This window comes from Paenibacillus yanchengensis (assembly GCF_042684845.1).
GTDB classification, from domain to species: Bacteria; Bacillota; Bacilli; order Paenibacillales; family Paenibacillaceae; genus Pristimantibacillus; species Pristimantibacillus yanchengensis.
On sequence record NZ_JBHUMH010000016.1, the window covers coordinates 385,572 to 410,134 of the forward strand.

At 38.5% G+C, this 24,563-nt stretch carries 21 protein-coding genes; 15 read left to right on the forward strand and 6 right to left on the reverse strand.

What is annotated here, in order from left to right; translation table 11 throughout:
- Positions 1-65: 65 nt before the first annotated feature.
- Entirely contained in the window at positions 66-692 is a 627-nt protein-coding gene (locus ACFSTH_RS09125; protein WP_377772121.1) for a DUF1054 domain-containing protein, read from the reverse strand.
- 230 nt (positions 693-922) lie between these two features.
- On the opposite strand from ACFSTH_RS09125, the gene ACFSTH_RS09130 reads away from it, so the two are divergent.
- The 7 genes from ACFSTH_RS09130 to ptsP all read left to right on the forward strand — a co-directional run bounded on the left by ACFSTH_RS09130 (position 923) and on the right by ptsP (position 9,318).
- Positions 923-1,519 (forward strand): hypothetical protein, encoded by a 597-nt coding sequence (locus tag ACFSTH_RS09130; protein WP_377772119.1) that lies wholly within the window; start codon positions 923-925, stop codon positions 1,517-1,519.
- Positions 1,520-1,667: 148 nt separating this feature from the next.
- Positions 1,668-3,080 (forward strand): NADP-dependent phosphogluconate dehydrogenase, encoded by a 1,413-nt coding sequence (gene gndA / locus ACFSTH_RS09135; RefSeq protein ID WP_377772117.1) that lies wholly within the window; start codon positions 1,668-1,670, stop codon positions 3,078-3,080.
- 230 nt (positions 3,081-3,310) lie between these two features.
- Positions 3,311-3,838, forward strand: coding sequence for a shikimate kinase (locus ACFSTH_RS09140; RefSeq protein WP_377772115.1), 528 nt, complete (start codon positions 3,311-3,313; stop codon positions 3,836-3,838).
- Positions 3,839-3,863: 25 nt separating this feature from the next.
- On the forward strand, positions 3,864-5,156 hold the full coding sequence (aroA, locus tag ACFSTH_RS09145; protein ID WP_377772113.1) for a 3-phosphoshikimate 1-carboxyvinyltransferase: 1,293 nt from the start codon (positions 3,864-3,866) through the stop codon (positions 5,154-5,156).
- Between the two features lie 20 nt (positions 5,157-5,176).
- Positions 5,177-5,602 carry a CoA-binding protein gene (locus tag ACFSTH_RS09150; protein WP_377772111.1) on the forward strand — a complete coding sequence of 142 codons (426 nt, stop codon included), beginning with the start codon at positions 5,177-5,179 and terminating at the stop codon, positions 5,600-5,602.
- 96 nt (positions 5,603-5,698) lie between these two features.
- On the forward strand, positions 5,699-7,585 hold the full coding sequence (locus ACFSTH_RS09155) for a glucose PTS transporter subunit IIA (protein ID WP_377772109.1): 1,887 nt from the start codon (positions 5,699-5,701) through the stop codon (positions 7,583-7,585).
- A complete protein-coding gene (ptsP, locus tag ACFSTH_RS09160) occupies positions 7,582-9,318 on the forward strand; it encodes a phosphoenolpyruvate--protein phosphotransferase (RefSeq protein WP_377772107.1) in 1,737 nt (578 codons plus the stop codon). Before ACFSTH_RS09155 ends, ptsP begins: the two co-directional genes overlap by 4 nt.
- Positions 9,319-9,377: 59 nt before the next feature.
- Here the strand turns inward: ptsP and ACFSTH_RS09165 are convergent, their stop codons facing one another.
- The gene (locus ACFSTH_RS09165) at positions 9,378-9,908 is read right to left on the reverse strand and encodes a type 1 glutamine amidotransferase domain-containing protein (RefSeq protein ID WP_377772105.1); all 531 of its coding nucleotides are present in this window, start codon (positions 9,906-9,908) and stop codon (positions 9,378-9,380) included.
- A gap of 64 nt (positions 9,909-9,972) precedes the next feature.
- Here ACFSTH_RS09165 and ACFSTH_RS09170 point away from each other — a divergent pair, with 64 nt between their 5' ends.
- The 4 genes from ACFSTH_RS09170 to ACFSTH_RS09185 all read left to right on the forward strand — a co-directional run bounded on the left by ACFSTH_RS09170 (position 9,973) and on the right by ACFSTH_RS09185 (position 13,817).
- Complete coding sequence (locus ACFSTH_RS09170) at positions 9,973-10,422, forward strand: VanZ family protein (protein WP_377772103.1); 450 nt, start codon at positions 9,973-9,975, stop codon at positions 10,420-10,422.
- Between the two features lie 286 nt (positions 10,423-10,708).
- The gene (locus tag ACFSTH_RS09175; protein WP_377772101.1) at positions 10,709-11,086 is read left to right on the forward strand and encodes a hypothetical protein; all 378 of its coding nucleotides are present in this window, start codon (positions 10,709-10,711) and stop codon (positions 11,084-11,086) included.
- A 127-nt stretch (positions 11,087-11,213) separates the two neighbouring features.
- Positions 11,214-12,224, forward strand: a complete 1,011-nt coding sequence (gene ccpA / locus ACFSTH_RS09180) for a catabolite control protein A (protein ID WP_377772099.1) — start codon at positions 11,214-11,216, stop codon at positions 12,222-12,224.
- A 168-nt stretch (positions 12,225-12,392) separates the two neighbouring features.
- Complete coding sequence (locus tag ACFSTH_RS09185) at positions 12,393-13,817, forward strand: alpha-L-fucosidase (protein ID WP_377772097.1); 1,425 nt, start codon at positions 12,393-12,395, stop codon at positions 13,815-13,817.
- Positions 13,818-13,885: 68 nt separating this feature from the next.
- Here ACFSTH_RS09185 and ACFSTH_RS09190 read toward each other — a convergent pair whose 3' ends face one another.
- Positions 13,886-15,154, reverse strand: a complete 1,269-nt coding sequence (locus ACFSTH_RS09190) for an acetoin utilization protein AcuC (protein WP_377772095.1) — start codon at positions 15,152-15,154, stop codon at positions 13,886-13,888.
- A 26-nt stretch (positions 15,155-15,180) separates the two neighbouring features.
- Positions 15,181-15,816, reverse strand: coding sequence for a GNAT family N-acetyltransferase (locus ACFSTH_RS09195; protein WP_377772092.1), 636 nt, complete (start codon positions 15,814-15,816; stop codon positions 15,181-15,183).
- Positions 15,817-15,989: 173 nt separating this feature from the next.
- Here ACFSTH_RS09195 and acsA point away from each other — a divergent pair, with 173 nt between their 5' ends.
- The gene (gene acsA / locus ACFSTH_RS09200; RefSeq protein WP_377772090.1) at positions 15,990-17,714 is read left to right on the forward strand and encodes an acetate--CoA ligase; all 1,725 of its coding nucleotides are present in this window, start codon (positions 15,990-15,992) and stop codon (positions 17,712-17,714) included.
- Between the two features lie 111 nt (positions 17,715-17,825).
- Here acsA and ACFSTH_RS09205 read toward each other — a convergent pair whose 3' ends face one another.
- Positions 17,826-21,026 carry a transglycosylase domain-containing protein gene (locus ACFSTH_RS09205; RefSeq protein WP_377772088.1) on the reverse strand — a complete coding sequence of 1,067 codons (3,201 nt, stop codon included), beginning with the start codon at positions 21,024-21,026 and terminating at the stop codon, positions 17,826-17,828.
- A 268-nt stretch (positions 21,027-21,294) separates the two neighbouring features.
- Here ACFSTH_RS09205 and ACFSTH_RS09210 point away from each other — a divergent pair, with 268 nt between their 5' ends.
- On the forward strand, positions 21,295-21,795 hold the full coding sequence (locus ACFSTH_RS09210; RefSeq protein WP_377772086.1) for an NfeD family protein: 501 nt from the start codon (positions 21,295-21,297) through the stop codon (positions 21,793-21,795).
- Positions 21,796-21,834: 39 nt separating this feature from the next.
- The gene (locus ACFSTH_RS09215; protein ID WP_377772084.1) at positions 21,835-23,421 is read left to right on the forward strand and encodes a flotillin family protein; all 1,587 of its coding nucleotides are present in this window, start codon (positions 21,835-21,837) and stop codon (positions 23,419-23,421) included.
- A gap of 111 nt (positions 23,422-23,532) precedes the next feature.
- On the opposite strand, the gene ACFSTH_RS09220 is transcribed toward ACFSTH_RS09215, so the two are convergent.
- Entirely contained in the window at positions 23,533-23,964 is a 432-nt protein-coding gene (locus ACFSTH_RS09220; protein ID WP_377772082.1) for a hypothetical protein, read from the reverse strand.
- Positions 23,965-24,141: 177 nt separating this feature from the next.
- Here ACFSTH_RS09220 and ACFSTH_RS09225 point away from each other — a divergent pair, with 177 nt between their 5' ends.
- Positions 24,142-24,411 carry a YolD-like family protein gene (locus tag ACFSTH_RS09225; protein WP_377772080.1) on the forward strand — a complete coding sequence of 90 codons (270 nt, stop codon included), beginning with the start codon at positions 24,142-24,144 and terminating at the stop codon, positions 24,409-24,411.
- Positions 24,412-24,563: the final 152 nt, after the last annotated feature.

Below are 24,563 nucleotides of genomic sequence, written 5' to 3' on the forward strand. Positions count from 1 at the left end.
ACACGGGCTCTTACTGAAAAGTAAAGAGATGCCGTGTTTTTTCGTATTTGGAATAGTTAGTTGCACTAGTTCCTTGCATGACGACAACCAAACGTATAGAGAGGTAGTAATTGCTGGTAAGTTTGTTCCGCGAAAGCTAGTAGCGTTTGTTCATTGGTTAAATAGTCACTACTAGGCAATAGTTTTTGTCCAATGAGCAGTTCGCATTTTTTTACATCGCGAAATCGAATCAGTAATTGCTCCCAATCATCTGTCGTTAAATCGGCTACGTGTAGATGATCTTTTTTCATATGATCGAGCGAAATAACATAGTTACTGGGAATTTGCGATACAATATCATCTAACTGATGGAGCATGGTGTCAGCCACTCTGGATTTACCAGGCAACTCATAAATAAAAGCAAGCCAAACGAAAAGATGATCGTCAAACATGCCAAGCTGGAAGTGAGGATGTGCTTTGTAGCCTCGTTTGTTATCACAAATGGCTAGCCACGTATCATTTGGCGGATTTACTGTACGTCTTGCATGTTTAGCAATATGTAAATACATTGGTTTATTTAAGTTTATGGTGAGACCACTGGATAATGATTGACCAATAGAATGAAATTTGGGCTGAATACATTGTTGAATGGCACTCATTCGTTCAGCAAGTCCAGGAATACGAAACACATTAAAATCAGTTTGTGTAAACATATGAAAGTAACTCCTTGTATTTATAATGATAATGTTGTAGCAAAAATTTTATAAAATACTACGGTATATTGTGAACTATTGCACAAATACAGTATAACATATGGTGATATATTCCGGTGAATTAAAGTAAATAAACCAAGTTGCCAGATCATAAGATGAAGTATAAGATAGTAACAAGACCATTATTCTGAACTTTCAGATAACTTGTTTTGTTAAGAGGAGGAATTGCCGTGCAAAAAGGATATGTAGTCGAGTTCTGTAATTTGGAGTTGCGATTCGAACGTCGGCAAATCCAAAGTTTTGTTCGCGAACTTATACAGGAAGGTTATTCATTGTATTGGAATGAGTCAGAAGGAGAATTTTTTATTTCTATCCGCATGGGTCGCAAATTACTTAAACTATATTTTCAAAAATTGCATGATCGCTACAAAATGATAGGTGATTACGTTGTTCGTGATGAAAGACTTACAGGAATGTTGGAAAAGTTAATTAATACTACTCGTGGTCATGCGGTAGTAAAGCGAGTGAAAGAAAGACAAACGGTAATCGAGAATATAATGTTTGGAGAAATTATTCGTTCAGTCGAGGTGATAGGGATGGAACAGAAAATTATTTTTCAAAAAAAACCAACCGTAACGACAGAGGATATGATGCAAGCATTTCAATCCAAACGAGCAGAAGAAAGAGTGATCGCAGTTCGAGAAGAGCTTGATCGTGAATTAATGATACTGCACGAGGCGATGATATTAGGGGACACGAATGCAATCTTACAATCGAAGGGTAAGTTAGAATTACTCCGCATAGAAATGTTGCGTTTGGAAATGTAAGTGTTTTAACGACCTGCTTGTTGCGAAATTATTGCAACAATGGGTCGTTTTTTGATGAATTTGTCTTAAACAGTTTTCATATTGCATTAAAAAGAGTAGAATATTATATAGTATAACTAATTATATTATAGAAGGATGGAATACGCTAATGTCAAAACAACAAATTGGTGTTATCGGTATGGCCGTTATGGGCAGAAATTTGGCGCTTAATATCGAGAGCCGTGGATTTACAGTGTCTGTTTTTAATCGCTCACGAGAAAAAACAGATGATTTGATGAATGAAGCAGCGGGTAAAAATTTAGTCCCGACTTATACAATTGAAGAGTTTGTTCAATCTTTGGAAGTTCCGCGAAAAATATTGATTATGGTACAGGCAGGAAAAGGTACGGACGCTACAATCGATGCACTTGTTCCTCATCTAGACAAAGGAGATATTATTATCGATGGTGGTAATGCTTATTTCCCAGATACGCAACGTCGTAGCAAAGCTCTAGAAGAACAAGGCTTCCGCTTTATCGGAACAGGTGTTTCTGGTGGAGAAGAAGGTGCTCTCAATGGTCCATCTATTATGCCAGGTGGTCAACGCTCTGCTTATGAGTTAGTGGAACCAATTTTAACTGCTATTTCGGCAAAAGTAGGTAATGACGCTTGTAGTACTTATATAGGTCCAGATGGAGCAGGTCATTATGTAAAAATGGTGCATAACGGCATCGAATATGGTGACATGCAACTTATTTGTGAAGCTTACGACTTACTTAAAAATGTACTTGGACTTACAGCGGAACAATTCCACGACATATTTGCAGAGTGGAATAATGGTGAGCTAGATAGCTACTTGATCGAAATTACACGAGATATCTTTGCTAAGTATGATCCAGAGACTGGTAAACCAATGGTTGACGTAATTTTAGACTCTGCTGGTCAAAAAGGTACTGGAAAATGGACAAGCCAAAGTGCACTTGATCTAGGCGTTCCACTTTCCATTATTACAGAATCTGTATTTAGCCGTTTCCTATCAGCAATGAAGGAAGAGCGAGTTGTAGCAAGTAAAGTATTGAATGGTCCAGCTAAGGTTCCATTTACAGGAGATCAAGCAGCATTTATTGAAGCAGTACGTAAAGCGTTGTTTGCAAGTAAAATTTGTTCTTATGCCCAAGGTTTTGCTCAAATGCGCGCGGCTTCCGATGAATATAACTGGGACCTACAATACGGTGAGATAGCGAAAATTTTCCGTGGTGGTTGTATTATTCGTGCTCGTTTCCTACAAAACATTATGGATGCGTACGATCGTGATCCAGCTCTTAAAAATTTATTGCTTGATCCGTATTTCCAAAACGTTGTAGAAACATATCAAGGCGCATGGCGTGATGTTATTACTACGGCAGTTCAACAAGGAGTACCGGTTCCTGCCTTTGCAAGTGCATTAGCATACTTCGATAGCTACCGTACAGAACGTTTGCCAGCGAACTTGTTGCAAGCACAACGTGATTACTTTGGTGCTCATACGTTTGAGCGTTTAGACAAAGAAGGTAGTTTTCACTTTAACTGGATGGACAACTAATCTTAAATACGATATAGTGTTTCGTTATTTGTGCGTTCAAAAGTGAGTAATACAGTTGTGGCTGTGGGAAATCTAGTGACGCTAGAATCCTATTAGCCACATTTTTTTTAACTAGTCGTAATTGTTACTATCATCCAGCCATTATAAATCGCTTTTATATACACTGCTAATAAAAAAAATGCTATGATAGCAATAGTAAAGCTGAAGATATACATAAGGGAGAACAGACTATGAGTCATTCTGTTATGAAAAAAATCGTTTTAATTGGTTTTATGGGTACTGGAAAATCGACTGTAGCTACTATATTGGCTAATCGTCTGGGATGGAATACAATTGATGTTGATTATGAAATTGTCCAAGTAAGCGGCATGCCAATCTCTCAAATATTCGAAGAGCAGGGTGAAGCTGTTTTTCGTCAATATGAATCAGATGTGCTACATCAATTGTTAACTTCAGATGAACGAAGTTTAGTTGTTGCAACAGGCGGTGGAGCAGTATTACAGCAAAAAAATCGACAATTAATGCTGGAGCATAGTTTTGTTGTCTGGTTACAGGCTAGTCAGGAAATTATAATTGAACGAGTAAAACATGATACATCTAGACCTCTATTAGCTGGTGATTTGGAAGAACGGGTAGCGCATTTGCTAGAAGAGAGAAAAGATGTTTATCGCTTTGCTCCTTTTTCTATTGATACGACAGATTTAACTGCTACTGAAGTGGCTGACGCAATTATAAATGAGATAAATATTTCGCAATAAATAAAGTTTAGGGGGATTTTCATTCATGGACGTTATTGTATCACCTACACCCAAATTAAGCGGTACTATTCAAGCACTTTCATCAAAAAATTACACGACACGCTATTTGTTAGTAGCTGCCTTAGCTGAAGGAACGAGTACAATCTATTATCCGGCTCATAGTGAAGATAGTGACGCAATGCGTCGTTGTATACGTGACCTTGGTGCGGTTGTTGAAGAAGATGAAGAGAAAATAGTGATTACTGGATTTGGTAACCAGCCGAAGCCAGTATGTGAACTTGATGTTGGTAATGCTGGTGCTGTTTTGCGTTTTTTGATGGCAGTTGCGGCAATGGGAGAAGAGATAACTTTCATTAATCGCTATCCAGACTCGCTTGGAAAACGACCGCATGATGATTTAATTGAAGCGTTGCAAAGTATAGGTGTGACAGTGGAACATAATGATGGCAAGCTACCTATTACGATCAAAGGTGGACAAGCTAAAGGCGGCAAGATCAAAGTATCGGGTAGTATTAGTTCGCAATATTTGAGTGCGTTGTTATTTTTGACACCGTTGTTAAAAGAAGATAGTGAGATAGAAGTGTTACATGATTTAAAATCAAAAGTTGTAGTTGGTCAAACATTAGAAGTGTTGGCTCAAGCAGGGATTGAAATAGAAGCTTCCGAAGATTACATGTATTATCGAATAAAGGGTGGACAAAGCTATCAAGCCAAAACGTATCATGTACAAGGTGACTATCCTGGGTCGGCGGCAGTACTTGCTGCTGCAGCGGTGACGAATTCTAATATTCGAATTAATGGTTTGACAGAAGATAGTAAACAAGGAGAACGTGCGGTTATTGATGTATTACAAGCGATGCAAGTTCCTATGACACATCAAAATGCGGTAGTGGAAGTAAATGGTAACGGAAAATTGCAAGCTGTGGAATTTGACGGAGATCAGTTTACGGACGGAGTGCTTGCGATGGTCGCAGCAGCAGTTTTTGCAGAAGGCACTTCACGTTTCTACAATGTAGAAAATTTACGTTATAAGGAATGTGACCGAATTACGGATTACCTGAATGAATTGCGCAAAGCAGGAGCTAATGTGGAAGAAAAGCAAAGTGAAATTATTGTACATGGACGACCAGAAGGAGTAGAAGGTGGAGTGGAAATTAATGCTCACTACGATCATCGTGTTATAATGGCACTAACTATCGTGGGATTACGTTCCAAGCAACCACTACGTATTAAAGATGCTCATCATGTAGCAAAATCGTATCCAATCTTTTTTGATCATATGAAGACGCTTGGTGCACTTGTGGAATGGGTAGACTAATACTGTAAGGAGGATGGGACATGACTTTTGAAAATCCAGATCGCTCACAGATTAAACAGGTATTAGAAAGTAGTAAAACGATCGCTGTTGTCGGTTTATCTGACAATCCTGACAGAACTTCCTACATGGTTTCGGAGGCTATGCAAGCAAAAGGGTATCGAATTATACCGGTTAATCCTAATGCATCTTCGATATTAGGTGAAACGAGTTATGCTACTTTGCAAGATATACCGGAACACGTAGATATTGTAAATGTTTTTAGACGCAGTGAATATACGCCGGATATTTCACGTGCTGCGGTAGAAATTAAGGCGAATACGATATGGCTACAGCTTGGCGTATGGAATGATGAAGCAGCCCAAATCGCAATAGACGGTGGTTTAACTGTTATTATGGATCGTTGCATTAAAGTAGAAGATTCTATTTTATTACCTAACAAAGCCTAAAAGAAACAGGATAAGAGCGAGTCAATAATAGCGGCTCGCTCTTATCGGCTTTTCATCTGTTCATAATGCAAAATGTAGTAATAAAGGAGGGCTAGAATGGCATTTGTAGGGAATCTGCAACAACTTGGAAGAGCTTTTATGTTGCCTATGATCGTACTTCCGGGAGCAGCACTTTTTATGAGCTTAAGTAAATTACCTTGGGAAATAATAGGTATTCCTGGGATGTCCGATCACCTACAGGCTGCCAGTGAAGCGATTTTTCTTTTCTTGCCCTATATATTTGCATTAGGAATTTCGCTCGGATTAAGTGGTAACGCCTTAAGTGCAGCAATTGCAGCAATGGCTGGCATGGTCATATACGGAGGGATTACAAGTGCCGTACACCCAGAGATTGAACCTAGTGTACTGATCGGAGTACTAATGGGGATATTGGCGGGATATAGTCATGAACGCTTAAAAGGGTTGAGGTTGCCGGAATACATTCAGTTTTTTGGAGGACCGCGCTTTGTACCATTATTCGTAAGTTTTGTATCCGTGTTATTCTCGATTTTTATCGTAAATTTAGCACCATTTTTGCAAAATTTTTTAATTGATCTAGGGCATATTGTTGCCTCTGGAGAAGGATTCGGCGTTTTCTTATATGGTTTTGTTCATCGTATATTAGTTATATTTGGACTACATCATCTTGTCAGTCATATTTTTTGGTTCCAAATCGGTGGTTATGAACTAGATTCTGGCGCAATCGTCTATGGAGATTTACCACGTTTTTTTGCCGGTGATCCTACAGCGGGCGCTTTTATGGCTGGTTTATATCCGACGATGATGTTCGCATTACCAGCAATAGCTTTTGCTATTATTCATGAGGCTAGAGAAGACTTAAAGCCAAAAATACGCAAAACCTTTTTGTATGCAGCATTAGCTTCATTTTTAACAGGTGTATCCGAACCAGTAGAATTTGCATTTTTATTCGTAGCTCCTTACTTGTATGTCGTTCATGCGCTACTTTCAGGAGTTATTATGTGGGTTACTTTCGAATTAGGTATTAAACATGGTTTTTCTTTTTCAGCGGGTGCGATTGATTTTATTATAAACGAACATTTGGCTACTAAAGGCTGGTTAATTATTCCTATTGGTATTGTGGTGTTTATCGTCTATTACTTTTTGTTTCGTTGGGCCATTCGTAGGTTTAAAATACCGACACCTGGTCGCGATGAAGGATCACAGCTAGAGGATTGGGCAGAGGATATTCCATATCGTGCTCCACTTATATTACAAGCAATTGGTGGCAAACAAAATGTTGTCCGAATGGAATCATGCATTACTAGATTACGGTTAAAATTAGAAAATGAAAAAGAAATTGATGTAAATGCTTTACGAAATTTAGGCGCTGCGGGAGTAATCAATCTCGGTGGAGGACATGTACAAGTTGTGTTTGGTACGTACTCTGAATTAATTCGGGAAGAGATGATTAAAACGATACAAAAGGATCAAGCACAAGTATTGTTTCATTCACCAATGCAAGGTAAAATGATTCCTTTGGATGAAGTGCCAGATCCGATATTTTCAGGAAAACTGGTTGGTGATGGAGTGGCGTTTATTCCAGAGCGAGGGGAGCTTGTGTCTCCTGTACATGGAATTGTTATTCATCTATATCCAACGATGCATGCTATTGGAATTCGTACACCGGAAGGGTTAGAGGTGTTAATCCATATTGGTATTGATACATCGCAATTAAAAGAAGATAATATTTTTCAAGCTTTTGTGGAGGAAGGAGATGAGGTAGTGCCAGGTACATTATTAATTCGTTTTAATTTACAGCGGATTAAACAAGAAGGGAAGTCGCTAGCGACTCCGATGGTAATAACTAACTCTGATCTGATCCGTTCTTGGCGCTATGCTCCATTTAAAGCTGTGAAAAAAGGACAATCATCTGTTATGTCTGTCATACTTAAAGAGAGTAATGTTGGAGGGGAAACAGAATGATTCAAGGGATGGGGGCATCTTCAGGAATCGCTATTGGCAAAACATTTGTATTGCCGAACTGGGAGTGGGAAGTGCCGGATCAAGAAATTGTTGTAGCTGATTTTGCAAAGGAATTCGATCGTGTTTCTGAAGGTATCCGAACTAGTAAGTCCGAAATAGAGCAAATTAAAGATGAATTGCGCGAAGTAGTTGGAACGGAAGAAACAATGATTTTTGATGCACATTTAGCTATATTGGATGATCCGGTATTTATGAACGAAATTCAAGGGATTATACAAAGGCAATACAAAGCAGCTGAAGTAGCGGTGAAAGAAGCAATTGATCATTTTGTAACGATGTTTGACCTGCTTGATGATGAGTATATGAAAGAAAGAGCTATTGATATAAAAGATGTGGGTAATCGATTATTAAAGCATTTACTTGGTGCGCCAGAAATTACATTACCAAAAGACACACAGCCTTTTATACTAGTAGCAAAAGAGTTATCACCATCACAGCTTGTAAATTTAAACCCTGATCATGTACTTGGTATTGTAACTTTGGTAGGTAATACAACGTCACATACTGCAATTATGGCAAGAGCACTTGGTATTCCGCTTGTTGTTGGTATTGAGGCGGAACTAGATAGATCTATTCAAACTGGTGAGATGATGGTTATTGACGGAACAGAAGGACACGTTTTTTTAAATCCAATGCGTTCATTGGTTGAAGAGTATACAGCTAAACGATTGCAAGATGAAGAAGAAAAACAAAAGCTAGCCCATGTTGTTAACTTGCCATCCATGTCCACAGATGGTAAGACGATTACTTTTTCGGCTAATATTAGTTCTATCAAAGAGATGGATATAGCTCTTGCGTGCGGTGCACAAGGAGTGGGATTGTTCCGAACGGAATTTTTATATATGGACCGCAAATATTTTCCACAAGAAGAAGAGCAGTTTGAAATATATCGAACGGTTGCCGAAAAAATGCAAGGCGCTCCACTCGTTGTTAGAACACTTGATATTGGTGGAGATAAGCAGTTAGATTATTTTCAATTAGCGGAAGAAAACAATCCTTTTTTAGGATATCGGGCTATTCGAATTTCGTTAGCTCGACCAGATTTGTTCAAAACGCAGTTGCGTGCAATATTACGAGCGAGCTTTTTCGGACCAGTAAAAATAATGTATCCATTAATAACTTCTTTAGAAGAAGTAAGAGCTGCTAACCGAATATTAGATGAAGTAAAGCAAGAATTAATGGAGCAGCAAATTCCATTCGACACTAGCATTCCTGTTGGCGTCATGATTGAAGTTCCTGCTGCTGTCATGTTGGCTGATTTTTTGGCGGAAGAGGTTGACTTTTTCAGTATAGGCACTAATGATTTACTACAGTTTACGTTGGCGGTAGATCGAATGAATGAACAAATTGCTCATTTATATGAACCATTTCATCCGGCGCTGTTACGTATGATTAAAATAACAGTAGAAGCGGCAAAGCGAGCCAATATCCCAGTTTCTGTATGTGGAGAATTAGCCGGTCATCCGTGGGCGCTTCCTATTTGGCTCGCGCTTGATGTGGACAGCCTTAGCATGTCTGCTCATTCTATACTACCAGTCAAAAACCGTTTATTATACACTAGCCAACAAGAGAGTAAAGCGATTATGGAGCAAATGCTAGCATGTCGGACGAGTGAAGAGATTAAAGCGATTTTGTCATCATTCCAAGTTGTAATTGATAAGCAGCATCAGTAAATTAATTTAGAACGAGCTAGTAGTTTATAGGAATAAAGGATGAAAAAGAGCGAATGAAATTAATTCATTCGCTCCATCAATGCATCGACAAAAGCTTTTGCATATGGTGGTAAATCTGGTGGACGACGTGCTGAAATTAAATTGCCATCTACAACTACAGGCTCATCAAACCAAGTAGCTCCGGCATTTTCCATATCATCGCGAATTCCTGGTGTGGAAGTTACTTTGCGATTGTTTAATATTTTGGCAGAAATAAGTACCCAGCCAGCATGACATATTTGTCCAATTGGTTTATTTGCTTTATCCATCTGTTGTACTAATTCTAATACTTCAGGATAGCGACGCAATTTATCTGGAGCCCAACCGCCAGGGATAAGTAATCCACTAACTTTACTACTATCTACTTCAGCAAATGAAAGATCGGCAGTTGCAGGCACACCATATTTTCCAATATGTGTTTTTCCTTTTTCAGGTCCAGCAAATAGAACAGTCGCACCAGCTTCACGTGTTCGATATACAGGATACCAAAGTTCTAAATCTTCACATTCATCATCTAATAAACAAATGACCAATTCATTATGTAAACTCATTTGTAAACTCCTCTCAAATAAAACTGTATACTTCTATTGTATCGTAGGAAGGTTTGGTAGACAAATGAACGATAAATCGAAGCGAATGATTTTAGACAAATATACCAAGCTACATCGCGTTTGGCGCTGGTTGCCCGCTATTACTTGGATGCTTGTCATTTTTTTGTTATCAGCAAGAACGGGACACGAAATAGATCAAGCACTTCCGTTTTTTCAACGTTTTTTTCCTTGGATTACTGATTTTAATTGGGGTCACTATCTTTCTTACTTTATTTTAGCAGCTACTTTTGATTTTGCTTTCGGTCGCTTTAGTCGAACAATATGGGGAAAAATATTAATCGTTGTATTATGTGGTTTTTATGGCGTGACAGATGAATGGCATCAATCTTTTATTGGCGGGCGTATGATGGACTGGCTTGACTTACGAAATGATGTCATTGGAGCAATATGGTGGGTGGTAATAATTAGTTTTCCATTTATTCAAAAATATTGGACGAAAATGACGAATTATTAACAATTGCTATTTTTTCGTTACTTTTTACCGAAATGTTCGTATATTCAATAGGAGGCAACAGCTAACAAAGTATCAGAAGAAATAGCTTAACATTATTTATGTGAAGACAACGATGTGTATAACAAAAATTACATATCAGTAAAAGCAGGATTTTTGACGAATTAAGTCGAATTATTCTCTTGTAGAAATAACGCGGTAAAGTTAATGCTATTTTATTTACCGCTTTTGTTTACTAAAGGGAGTGAAATAGTTGCAAAAGCATTGTAAGTGTGGAGATATAATGAAAATGAAGCTAAGAACTGTTATCTACTCTGGTAAAGTAGAAATAAATAATGTTCCGGTATATTCTTGTGATAGTTGTCAACATAGTGAAGTAATACCTGAAGTGAAGACTGATCTTACTAGTTTGTTAGCACAACTAGGAAATAAACCGCCAAAACAAAGTTTTTTGTTTAATGAGTGCAATGAATGGGCAGATTTATTAGTAGAGGCAAAAGAAAAAACAAAAAAACTAACAGAAACGGACGTAGCTGTTTTAACAGAGTCTCGAGTTAATGCGTTATTAGATTTATTTTTACTTGCTCAGTCGCTACAGAATGATGAATGGATGGAAGATATTACAAAGAGGCTAGAGCAACTCAGCCGAAGTAAACAGCTTACATAAGTTGAAATTGGTTCGTTTATATTGCTAGATATGTGCTAACATTGCGAAATAGTATTTTTTGTCGTATTATAAACCTAATATACGATGTACGTATCAAACTAAATTTGGAGTAATGGAGAGAAGGATCGTGACGGTAACCATTTATGATGTAGCAAGAGAAGCTGGAGTGTCAATGGCAACAGTTTCACGGGTTGTAAACAACAATCCAAACGTTAAACCTGCCACTAGAAAAAAAGTATATGAAGCTATAGAGCGGCTTGGATATCGTCCAAATGCGGTTGCCCGTGGTTTAGCAAGCAAAAAAACTACTACAGTAGGTGTCGTTATTCCGGATATATCTAACGCAATATTTGCTGAAGTAGCTCGTGGTATTGAAGATATTGCTAATATGTATCATTACAATATTATATTGTGTAATGCTGACAAGAAGAAAGATAAAGAAATTCGTGTTATCAATACATTGTTAGAAAAACAAGTGGACGGCTTACTATTTATGGGCGGAGCTGTTACGGAAGATCATCAGCAAGCATTCAAGACAGCTAACGTACCGATTGTATTATGTGCAACATCAGATGAAAGTGAAGAGATTCCTTCCGTAGATATTGACCATGAGTCAGCTGCATACGATGCTGTAATGAAATTAATTGAGAATGGGCATAAGCGCATCGGTATGATTAGTGGAACATTACAAGATCCGGCTAATGGTTATGCTCGATTCCAAGGATATAAGCGAGCGCTAGAATCATCAGGTATAGCATATGATGAAAACCTAGTTAGAATTGGTAACTATCGTTATGAATCAGGATCAGAAGCAATGCAGCATTTTATCGATATGGAAGTTCGCCCATCGGCAATTTTTTCAGCGACAGATGAAATGGCTATAGGTGCAATTCACTGTATTCAAGATAATGGATTACAAGTTCCAGAACATATATCTGTTATTAGTGTTGATAATAGTAGAATGGCATCGATGGTACGTCCGCAACTAACTGCTGTCGCTCAGCCAATGTATGATATCGGAGCGGTATCGATGCGTTTGCTTACGAAGTTAATGAAAAAAGAACATGTTGAGCAATCAAAAGTTATATTGCCACACGATCTTATTTCACGTCAGTCAGTTGCTAATATTAGTAAATAATCAAACCATATGTGAAGTAGCTATAGCTGCTACTTTCCATATGGTTTTTTGTTGTGAAGAGAGTACACTAGTTTAAGTGAAATGAATAAAATATTCTGAAAATGGATTGCAATTGGAGATTAATACTTGCATAATCGAAAGGAACGATGAAAAAGAGGAGGGTTTTGATTGACTGTGTCAATAGATAGGGCTGCCAGAGTACAGCCGTCGCCAAGGCAAGTTGCTTTTCAAGAAATGGAGTTTTATGCATTTGTACATTTTTCTATGAATACGTTTACTGGACAGGAATGGGGAAGTGGGCAGGACGAGCCTAGTATTTTTCATCCGACTGCCTTTGATGCCAATCAGTGGGTTGCAGCTTGTCAAGCTGCTGGGATGACCGGTTTAATATTAACCTGCAAGCATCATGATGGATTTTGTTTGTGGCCAAGTCAATATACAGATTATTCTGTAAAGAATAGCCCATGGAAAAATGGAGAAGGTGATATCGTTAGAGAAGTTGCGGATGCGTGTCAACGAATGGGCATGAAGTTCGGTGTATATTTATCACCATGGGATAGACATGAAACGACATATGGGGACTCGCCAGCATATAATCAATTTTTTTTAAACCAATTACGAGAATTGCTAACCGCCTACGGGGACATCTTTTGTGTATGGTTTGACGGTGCTTGTGGTGAAGGTCCAAATGGAAAAAGGCAACAATACGACTGGGATAGTTATTTTTCGTTAATTCGTGAGTTACAGCCAAACGCTGTTATTTCAGTTTGTGGTCCTGATGTACGTTGGTGCGGTAATGAAGCTGGACATTGTCGAACTTCGGAATGGAGTGTAGTTCCTGCATCAGTAGCTGATAATGAAAAGATTCAAGAAAAATCACAACAAGAGGATAATAGAGAGTTTGCAACAAATTACAGTTCAAGTGAAGAAGATTTGGGTAGTAGAGCAATAATTGCTAATGAACAACATTTGATCTGGTACCCAGCAGAAGTGAATACTTCTATTCGACCTGGATGGTTTTATCATCAAGAGGAAGATGAAAAAGTTAAGTCACTAGATGAATTACTACGAGTATATTATGGATCGGTAGGAGGAAACGCATCTTTCTTATTAAATATACCACCGGATCGACGAGGATTATTTCATGAACATGATGTACAACGGTTGCGACAATTAGGTGACAAGTTACGTCATATTTTTGCTCAAGACTTGGCAGAAGGGAAGATGGCTACAGCAACAGAAGAAAAACTAGGTTATAACGCACAACATGTACTAGTAACTGATAAGGAAAAATATTGGGCTCCAGAAGAAGGAACGGAATCGGCTGCTATTACGATTGATTTGGGTGAACAGTTGCTGTTTGATCATGTTGTATTACAAGAACATTATATGAGCCAACGTGTAGAAAAATTTGAGTTGGCATATGAAAATACGGCAGGTCAATTCGTGACGTTATATGTAGGAACGATCATTGGACGAAAACGGATATGTGAAGTGCCAGCAACTACTGCTCGCAAATTACGAATGACGATTTTACAATCTCGTTGGTGGCCAAACATTGCTAGTATTCAAGTGTATAATAGTACAATATAACAAAGGGAACTAATCGGATAGAAGAGTATGCTGTTATGTGATTAGTTTGTAATTCTATCCGATTTATATTATTTAATGTCTTGGATGGCAATCGTCTGTGTAGCTCTATTTTGCTTCGTAATTTCTTGACGGCGCGGAATATCACCGATGTGTTGCGGTAAGTCGAGCCAATATTGTGGTAATGGTACTGGGCTTGCTGGTTGCCATAGCTTTCGCCATTGTTCTGGTAACAATAATTTAGGCTGCATCGAGAAATCAACGTCTTTCATCTGATATATTTGTTCCATCACAGCATCAATACTTAATAAATCTTGTTTTACTTGTTGCTTGCTCGCTTCACTACCTGAGAAGATCGGCTGATCATTCATTTCTAACCAAACTAACGACCATGCACGCGGTACAACTCGCCAAATATCATATCCACCGCCACCGAGAGCAACCCATCGTCCATTCGTATATTGATGTGCTAATCGATGAATAATAGCAGGAATGGCGTGGTATATATTCATACTACAGTGCAGATGAGAGAGTGGATCGAAAGCATGGGCATCACAGCCATGTTGACTGACGATAATATCTGGTTGAAAAAAAGAAATAACTGCTTCAATCGTTGTTTGAAATGATTCAAGCCAGGATTCATCTTCTGTATACGGTTCCAACGGAACGTTAAAGCAAGTTCCATAACCTTGTTCCAATCCTTTTTCATAAACAAAACCAGTGCCTGGAAATAAAAACTTACCTGTCTCATGAATGGAATAGGTACATACGTCAGGATTATCATAGAATGCCCATTGTACGCCATCGCCATGATGGACGTCTGTATCAATATAAAGCACTCTAGCGCCGTAGTTTTCTTTTAGATGGGCGATAGCGATTGCTGCATCATTATATATGCAAAACCCACCTGCTCGCTCTGGGAAGGCGTGGTGAAGTCCACCCGAAATATGGTAAGCATGCTGTGTTGTTCCGTTCATCACTGCATCCGCAGCAGCTACTGATCCAGATACGATTGCAAGTGCAGCTTGATGAAGTCCGGGAAACGGTGGAGTATCCTCGGTGCCGATACCATATTTTTCAATAAACGTTGGAGTTACAATTTGTTGTCCTGCATCGCTAGCTGCTTGAACTGCTTGAATATATTCTGTTCGGTGAATGGAAGTAAGGATATGATCGTCAGTTATTAATGTCGGTTGCACGATCTGTTGTTTTGTTAACGCTAGCTGCGCTTGCAGAAGTTGTATCGTTAAATCTGCGCGTAATGGGTGAAAGGGATGCTCATCATTAAATTTATATGTTTTTGCAGCGGGATGATGAAAAAATAAAGCGTTTGCAGACATAGACTATACAAATCCTTTCTAACGATTCAATACATGAATCTTCGTTGAAATCGAAGTTGATCGAATTGTTCGATGGAACTCATAGGCACCTCTGGACCGATACGAACCATTAAACAGTTAGCAGGATGAGAACAGATTTCTGGATCATCTGTTGCGTGCCAAGTCATACCGACAGTTTGCATTAGTCGTTCCATCATTTTGCGGTAATCCCAAACGTTTAATTTTGTACCATCTAGATCCCAGTGCCAATAATATTCGGTAGCAAATACAATAGCATTGTCCAGTTGTTGCTCGGCGAAGGCTAGCTGAATCGCTCGTTTGCCGATTCCATAAGAACGGTATTCTGTAGCAATTTCGATAGCTCCCAGTTCAATTAGATCATTCATTTTAGCTGTAGACCACCGTTCTAGCTCGTCTGGGTAATGAAAAGTGACATATCCCACTAATGTATTTTCTTCGATGACGGCAATAATTCTGCCTTCTGGTAATTGAGCAATTTCAATTAATGCTTCATGTTGCTCATTTGGACGACGAAAAGCATGGAGTGAGGAATGAATCGTGAGAGCAGCAAGTTTATCAGGATCTATAGGGCCTTCAATAATAACTTGTCTTTGATCTGGTAAAGGGATAATGCTGGTTTGTAAAATTTTACGGTGTTCCACGGTGTTGTCCCCTTTCAAAGGTAATTCAGAAATTTATGCTTACTAATCTTTATAGCAAACTTTTAGACAAATGAAAAGCGTAGTATTAATGAAAAGGAATATGTTATAATAAAAAAGCAAATGAAAGCGTATTCTTGTTTTAGTAGCGAGAGATAATATAGGAGAGTGATTCCATGACTAATTTACATGAAGAACGAATGGTTGCTACAGCAATCGAACCAAATTTAGAAAACTACGACAAAGTAAGAGAAAATTTCGACTGGACAGCAGTAGAACAACAATTTAGCTGGTATACAACTGGCAAAGTAAATATGGCCTATGAAGCGATCGATCGTCATCTAGATGAGAACAGAGGCAACAAACTTGCACTATTATATAGCGATAGTGAGCGTCAGGAACAATATACATTTGAGCAGATCAGCAAGCAATCGAATCGATTTGCTAACATATTACGAAAACTTCATATTGACAAAGGTGATCGCGTATTTGTATTTATGCCTCGTACACCAGAATTATATTTTGCGATTTTTGGAATATTGAAGGTTGGTGCAGTAGTTGGTCCGCTATTCGAAGCATTTATGGAAGGAGCGGTAAAAGATCGACTGAAAGATAGTGAAGCTACAGCAATCGTAACGACTAAAGCTTTACTACATAGAATTAAACGAGATGAATTGCCTCATCTGAAACATATTATAGTGGTAGATGGGGATGCTGATGAGTCGGCTGGTATTTATAACTTTGCAGAAGAAATGGCACAATCCTCCGATGAGACGGAGATAGAATGGCTGACTCGTGAAGACGGATTAATTTTACATTATACATCGGGTTCTACAGGCAGTCCAAAAGGGGTATATCATGTACAAAATGCAATGGTTCAACAAAAGTATACCGGTCAAATTGTGCTCGATCTGAAGGAAGATGATGTTTACTGGTGTACAGCTGATCCTGGTTGGGTAACTGGTACAGCATATGGCATATTTGCTCCTTGGCTGAATGGCATTACGATCGTCGTTCGTGGGGGAAGATTTAGCCCTGCTGATTGGTATCGTGTATTGCAAGAAAACAAAGTAACCGTTTGGTATAGTGCGCCTACTGCTTTCCGGATGTTAATGGGAGCAGGCGACGAATTGGTGAAGCAGTTTGACTTATCTGCACTTAGACATGTGCTTAGTGTTGGAGAACCGCTTAATCCAGAAGTTGTTCGTTTTGGGATGAGAGTATATAATCATCGGATTCACGATACATGGTGGATGACAGAAACAGGTGCACAAGTGATTTGTAATTATCCAAGTATGGATATTAAACCAGGCTCGATGGGGAAACCAATACCAGGAGTAGAAGCTGCTATTATTGATGATAGCGGTAATGTTCTACCGCCATATCGAATGGGGAACTTGGCTATAAAAACACCATGGCCAGCTATGATGCGTCAAATTTGGAATAACAAAGCAAAATATGAAGAGTACTTTCATTTAACAGGTTGGTACATTTCGGGCGATTCTGCTTATATGGATGAAGATGGATACTTTTGGTTTCAAGGCAGAATTGATGATGTGATTAATACTTCCGGCGAAAGAGTCGGTCCATTTGAAGTGGAAAGTAAGTTGGTGGAACATCCGGCAGTATTAGAAGCAGGTGTAATTGGTAAGCCAGATCCGATGCGTGGCGAAATCATTAAAGCTTTTATCGCGCTTCGTGAAGGTTATGAAGCAACAGAAGAACTAAAACAAGAAATCGCTAACTTTGTTAAAGTTGGATTGGCTGCCCATGCAGCTCCCCGTGAAATAGAATTTAAAGATAAGTTACCAAAAACAAGAAGTGGAAAAATTATGCGTCGTGTGCTAAAGGCATGGGAGCTTAATTTACCAACAGGTGATCTATCAACTATTGAAGATTAAATATTGAAGAATATATATTGAAGATTAAAAGCTAGAAACAAAAAGCAGCCGAGCAAGATATTTCTTGCTCGGCTGCTTTTGAATTTTAAGTTTTTTTAGTCTTCCTTTAACTTAAGGCTGGACTTTTACTTTGCTTGATGAAGTCGATTGACCGCGACTGTTTTCAGCTGTTACATAATACGTACCACTTGTCATAGCTACGATATGTTCGAACGTTGTGTCACTGGTCGATGCGATTTTTGTATAAACACCGTTGTTTTCTGAACTGTAGAAGATATGATATTGAAAAACTTGTTCAGCAATCGCATTGGCTGACCAGGTTAAGGTAACATTTAAATCAGATGCTTCATACACTAGTCCACTAGGAGCGCTAGGGACGGCTATTTCTGGTGTTTGACCATTATTGTTGTTATTACTCCCTTCGGATTCGCCGGCGTTATTTCCACCGTTTCCGCCCGGCTGGTTAGATCCTTCTCCCTCTGTTCCTCCACCTGGTTGAAGTGGGTCAGTTGGATCAATAGGAAGGGTCGGTTCTACCGGTTTTTCAGGATCTACTTCTTCCGGCACTTTTGGTACTAGACCATATTCTAATATTTTACTTGGTGGCGACTCGCGACCTGCTACGTCTACAGCAACTACATAATAAGTTGCATATTCGCTACTTGGTTTTGCAAAGCTAGTGCTGTATTGATCATCGATTAAAATCGATTGGCCGAATTTTTCATAAGGTTTGTCTCCAGCAGCATAATAAAGACGATAACCAACGACATCGGATGAGTTGCTAGCGCTGAATGTAAGGATGAGTTGATTACCCTGCTCTTTCAGTTGAGCACTAGCTGGTGCACTTGGCGGTAATCCATCGTCTTTTCGTGGGTCTACTTTGGAAGGAGCGTTATTACTAGCATCTCTAGGTAAATATACACTTAAACTACGTCTGCTTTTGGCTGGTAGCTTTGCTTGAGCTGCTGTAATCTCTTCCATTAATTCATCCAATGGTTTTTTCCGTTTAATGACAACTTTTTGTTTCAACATATCTTTTGGCGTAAGCTCTTGCGGTACATAATTAATATTTTTATACGTGATGTAAGGCATACTTACCAAAGCATCATCATATTTCTTCGGCAAATATTTTTTGTTAAACCAATCGGTGACTAGCATACCTGCACTACGTGTTAGTTGTGTAGGTAGTAAGCCGCTGGCACTGGAAACTGTTGCTTTCACAACACCTTCCGGTTGATTGAATGATTCTGTATGGAATAAATCAGGCTTTGCATCTGTTACATCATTCATAATAAGTGACCAGACAGATCTAGCTCTAGTTCGACCGTTGTTGGAAAGGGAATGTATTTGTTTTTGATAGCCAACCCATACACCAAGTGTAATATCAGGGGAATAGCCAACAAACCATACATCACCATAACTTTGAGTAGTACCAGTTTTTCCAGCTACGGGGATTTTTCCATATTTATTAAACTGATTTTTAATAGAACTACCAGAACCGCCAGGTCCGCTAATAACGGAACGTAACATATCATTAACAAGAAACGCTGTTTGTTCTGAGAAGGCACGCTTTGGATTACTACGATGTTCGTAGACTACTTTTCCATTCGTATCTGTTATTTTTTCGATCATATAAGAAGTATTAATTTCTCCACCATTAGGGATAGAACCGTAAGCATTCGTTAATTCCTCTACAGAAACACCGATACTAAGTCCACCGAGGACACCTGTACGTGCTTCTTCATCGGCTGGTTGCAATGTAGTAATGCCTAGTTTACGTACGAACTCCCAAGCTTTTGGAATGGTTACTTCATCATTAAATATTTTTAGTGCTGGTAAATTAATCGAACGTGCAAGTGCATCACGAGCAGTTACAAGACCATCGAATCGACTATTTACATTCATCGGAATATGGAACCCTTTTTGACCATCTTTTAACACTACTGGCGCATCATCAATAATGCTTGCAGGTTGAATAAGCCCTTCCTCAATTGCAGGTAAATAGGCCGCCAAAGTTTTCATAGTAGAGCCAGGTTGACGTGTCATTTGTGTTGCAAAGTTCAATTGTTCTTCATAAAAATCTCTACCTTCAAGCATGCCTAGAATGGCGCCTGAACGATGATCGATCATTACAGCCGCTACTTGCTCTAATCCTTTTTCAGTGTTGTACGGTGAGAAATTTTCTTCGTTATTTCCGATATCTCGCATAATGCTGTATATTTTTTTGTCTATCGTCGTATGAATATGGTATCCGCTACTAAGGAGTGTTTCCCGCATTTCTTCAATTAGAGGTGCCACTTCTTTTGTACGCAAATCTTCTTTTGTAAGTTCTGGATTTGCTTTCAATAGCATAACTTCTGCTGCTTGTCGCTCTGCTTCCAACATAAGATACGGATAAGTATTATATGCTTTCTCTGAAGGAGGGGCAATCGTTTTACTTACATCAAATTGTAATGCTTCATCATATTCTGCTTGTGTAATTCTACCTGTTTCAAACATACGATTCAAAACAATTTTTTGTCGTTGCATCGCATTGTTAAATCCTTTTTCATTGAACTTCCCAGTTCCAGTAAATGCAGAGTAGGAAGATGGTGATTGAGGCAGTCCCGCTAAGTAAGCAGATTGAGCTATATTCAATTTATTGAGATCAGTAATATTAAAAATCCCTTTAGCTGCTGCTTTAATGCCAAATACTTGATAACCGCTCGAACCGTTGCCGAAAGGCATTTTGTTCAAATATGCAGTTAAAATTTCATTTTTATCTAAGTAACGCTCCATTCGTAATGACAAAAAGATTTCTTTGATTTTACGGCTATCTGTTCGATCTAGATTGAGAAACACTCGTCTTGCCAGCTGCTGCGTCAATGTGCTACCGCCGGTTTGTCTGTCTTCATTCAATAGTTTTTCTTTGACCGCTCGACCAAGACCATATATATCTACGCCGTAATGATCGTTAAAGTTATTATCTTCTGTAGCTAATAGTGCATCGATAACTGATTTGGGTAATTCATCGTATGTAATGACGATGCGGTCTTCATTCGTTCTTAGCTGACCAACTAATGAACCGTCATTAAAATAAACATATCCGGTCATCGCATATTCGCCAACTTTATTTTGGATCATCGATTGCGGTCGTATCTCTTCATCTTTCACAAGTGCAGCGACGTACCCTACTGCCACACCGCCTGCTAACAATCCGAAGAAAATACCGAAATAGATAACCCATTTTACTGTTATAATGGAAACAAGTCCAAAGGTACGCCATCTGCTATATTTTCTAGGCGATTTTTTGATTTCTTCTTGCTCTTGCATGAAATAACTCCTCCTCTAAATAGCAGTTTTATTATAACACAAATATTTTTAGGGTACAGTCATCATTGTCGAAAGTAAAAAAGATCACTCGAAATATAGACGTTGTAAGTAGATAAAAAGTTGTTCTATGGCGATTTTTTCCGCATTATCTACAGAAATTTACTTTTATATATATAAATTGTGATATTCTAGAAACGAAAGTGATTATATTGCGTATTAGTTCAAAGAGAAGCAACTATTTATAATGAAAGAAGAAAGGAGGCAGCGTATGGAAACGTTCTTTTTAGTATTGCTGATTTGTGGTGCTTTATATGCAGTAATGAGCGTTATATTTGGAGACATACTTGGTGATTTGCTTGATAGTATTCCCGTATTTCAATCAGCAGTGCTAGTAAGTGGCATAACTACATTTGGTGGCAGTGGCTGGTTACTAATTCGAATGACGGAGTTAGACCGTTGGCTAATTGTTGTAATTGCTGTTTTAATTGCGATTGTTATTGGAATAATTGTGTTTTTCTTATATGTAAAACCAATGCGGAATAGTGAAAATTCCCTAGCGTTTTCCCTGGCATCTTTGGAAGGTTATATTGGTGAAGTGATAACGCCAATACCGGCAAATGGTGTAGGTGAAGTACTTATAAAGGTTGGTGCTGGTTTTACCAATCAAATTGCAGCTAGCTTCGATCAAGAAGATATAGCTGGTGATACAAAAATAGTTGTAGTCGCAATACAAGATCATACGCTACTAGTTTCACCTCTTCACTTATAAGTAGTAATATTAAAAATTCAAAAAAAAAGGAGCATTTTTATGAATGAAGTGAGTGGAATGAATGGAATGATATTTGTAATTGGAGTTGTTGTCGCAGTCATTGTTATCCTCGGAATCGCTTTTTGGGCTCGGTACAAAACGGTAAGCCCGGATGAAGCTATGCTTGTCACAGGTTCGTTTTTGGGTACTCGAAATACACTAACGGATGATTCAGGACGAAAAATTAAAATTATACGTGGTGGCGGTGCATTTATACTACCGATATTTCAAAATGGGGAATTTTTGTCTTTGCTTTCTCACAAGCTTGATGTATCTACTCCAGAAGTTTATACAGAGCAAGGCGTACCAGTAATGGCAGATGGGGTTGCTATTATTAAAATTGGTGGAGCAATCGAAGATGTAGCTACAGCTGCTGAACAATTTCTTGGTAAGCCAACGGAAGCGCTAAAAAGTGAAGCGCAGGAAGTATTGGAAGGTCATTTGCGCGCAATTCTCGGTTCGATGACAGTAGAAGAAGTTTATCGTAATCGTGATAAATTTGCACAAGAAGTACAATCCGTTGCAGCGAAAGATTTGAAAAAGATGGGACTGCAAGTTGTTTCATTTACGATTAAAGATTTACGAGATAAACATGGTTATTTGGATGCTTTAGGTAAGCCAAGAATAGCTGCTGTAAAACGAGATGCAGAAATTGCTGAAGCACAAGCAGTTCGGGATGCTCGTATTGAAAAAGCAGTTGCTGCAGAGGCGGGACAAAAAGCTGAATTACTGCGTGATACGAATGTTGCAGAGGCGGAACGCGATAAAGAAATGAAAGTAGCATCTTTTAAGAGAGATCAAGATACGGCAAAAGCGGAAGCAGATCAAGCGTATTCGATCCAAGAAGCACGTGCAAAACAAAGTGTGGTCGAAGAGCAGATGAAAGTAGAGCTTGTTCGTAAAGAGCGAGAAATTGATCTGGAAGCGAAAGAAATTTTACGCCGTGAAAAGCAGTACGATTCTGAAGTAAAGAAAAAAGCAGATGCAGATCGCTACGCAGTAGAGCAAGCAGCTGAAGCGGATAAAGCCAAAAAATTACGGGAAGCAGATGCGTTGCAATACCGGATTGAAGCTGAGGCAAAAGCGCTAGCTGAACAAAAGAAGTTAGACGGTTTAGCTATTGCGGAAGCTGAAAAAGCGAAAGGTATGGCAGAAGCGGAAGTTATTCGATCGATAGGATTAGCAGAAGCGGAAGCGAAAGAAAAGTTAGCAGAAGCATTTAGTAAATTCGGAGAAGCGGCTGTACTCGATATTGTCGTGAAAATGTTACCAGAACTAGCTGGTAAAATAGCAGAACCAATTCGTGCCATTGACAAACTAACAGTAGTAGACACTGGAAACGGTGATGGTGCTGCTCGAGTAAGTAACTACGTAACACAATTGATGGCAACTGCTCCAGAGATGTTAAAGGATGTTTCTGGTATTGATCTGAATAAGTTTATTCAAGGATTAACACAAAAACAGACGACACCGCCAGCTAAACGTGACTTACAGGTAACTAACAAGACTCGGAAAGAAGTACCGAAGGAGCAGCAACCCATCGATGTACCGGTTGTCGTGAAAGTAAAGGAAGATGATACAAACTAACGAGTCAAATAAAGAGTACTCCAGTAAACGCTGGAGGTGCTGCACCCGAAACAGACTAATCTTAGTCTGTTTCGGTTTTTTTAGTTGAGCTAAGTAATATGAAAGAGGGATTTATTTATCGTCGATTATATCGTCTATCAAGTTAATAAGAATTGTGTAAGTAACTGTTTTTTTTGAGTCTTTTCTAATCAACTTTAAAAGTATACTTAGTACAAAAATAACACCCAAAAATGGGACTGACACTAATAATGAGGGATAGATCCAAGATAAATCATCTTTTGTATTTACAACATTAGATGGATCCAACAGGTTAAGTATGATCGATGCAACCGCTATTACTAACGCTAATACTGTTAAACTATTAGGGATGTAATTAATACTTGAAAGCTTTCCTTGGTAATATATTTTTATATACTTTAGATTATCGGAGCCTATATCCTGATGTATCTCTGACAATCTGTTCTTAGCGTTTTCAATATTCTCCGGGAGTAAATTTTTATTTTTAGTTAAGCAATTTTCTATTTTTGTTACTAGATTGTGCAATGTTGCTAACCTCCTTTCTGTCTAGGATATTCGACATGAAAAAAGTAAATCCTTTCCTAATTGTCGAATGTTGAAAAGTATCGCATAAAAATGTTCAACTATTTATATACGATGTATATGAGGATGTAATAGTAAATGGTATAGTTGATAGCATCAGTTAAACAGGAGGGATTTATTATGGCTAATATCGTTCCAAAGCCGAGTAAAAAATATAAAACAAAACGTCCTACAAGGGATGAATTTGTATTAGAGGAACTAGGGGAAATGTTGCTTGAAGCAAAGAATGAAGAAACGAAAGTCGATTTAACAGTATGGAATGAGGATGAAAAAGTTACAGGTATCATTGTAAATATGGACTCCAGAACACAACGAGTACATGTATCTACCTATGATGGTGTTGTTAAAGTGCCGTTTTTGGATATTATGAAAGTTGATAATGCAGAATGAAATAAGAAAAAGCCCGTAAACCTTATAATGATATGCTCCCATCATAGTAGACAGTAGAAAAAACAAAAACTACTACTACTAATGATGGGAGTTTTTCTAATGTCTAAAAGAAGTTCTATTTCTGTGGAAGTAAAACTACACGTGGTACAGCG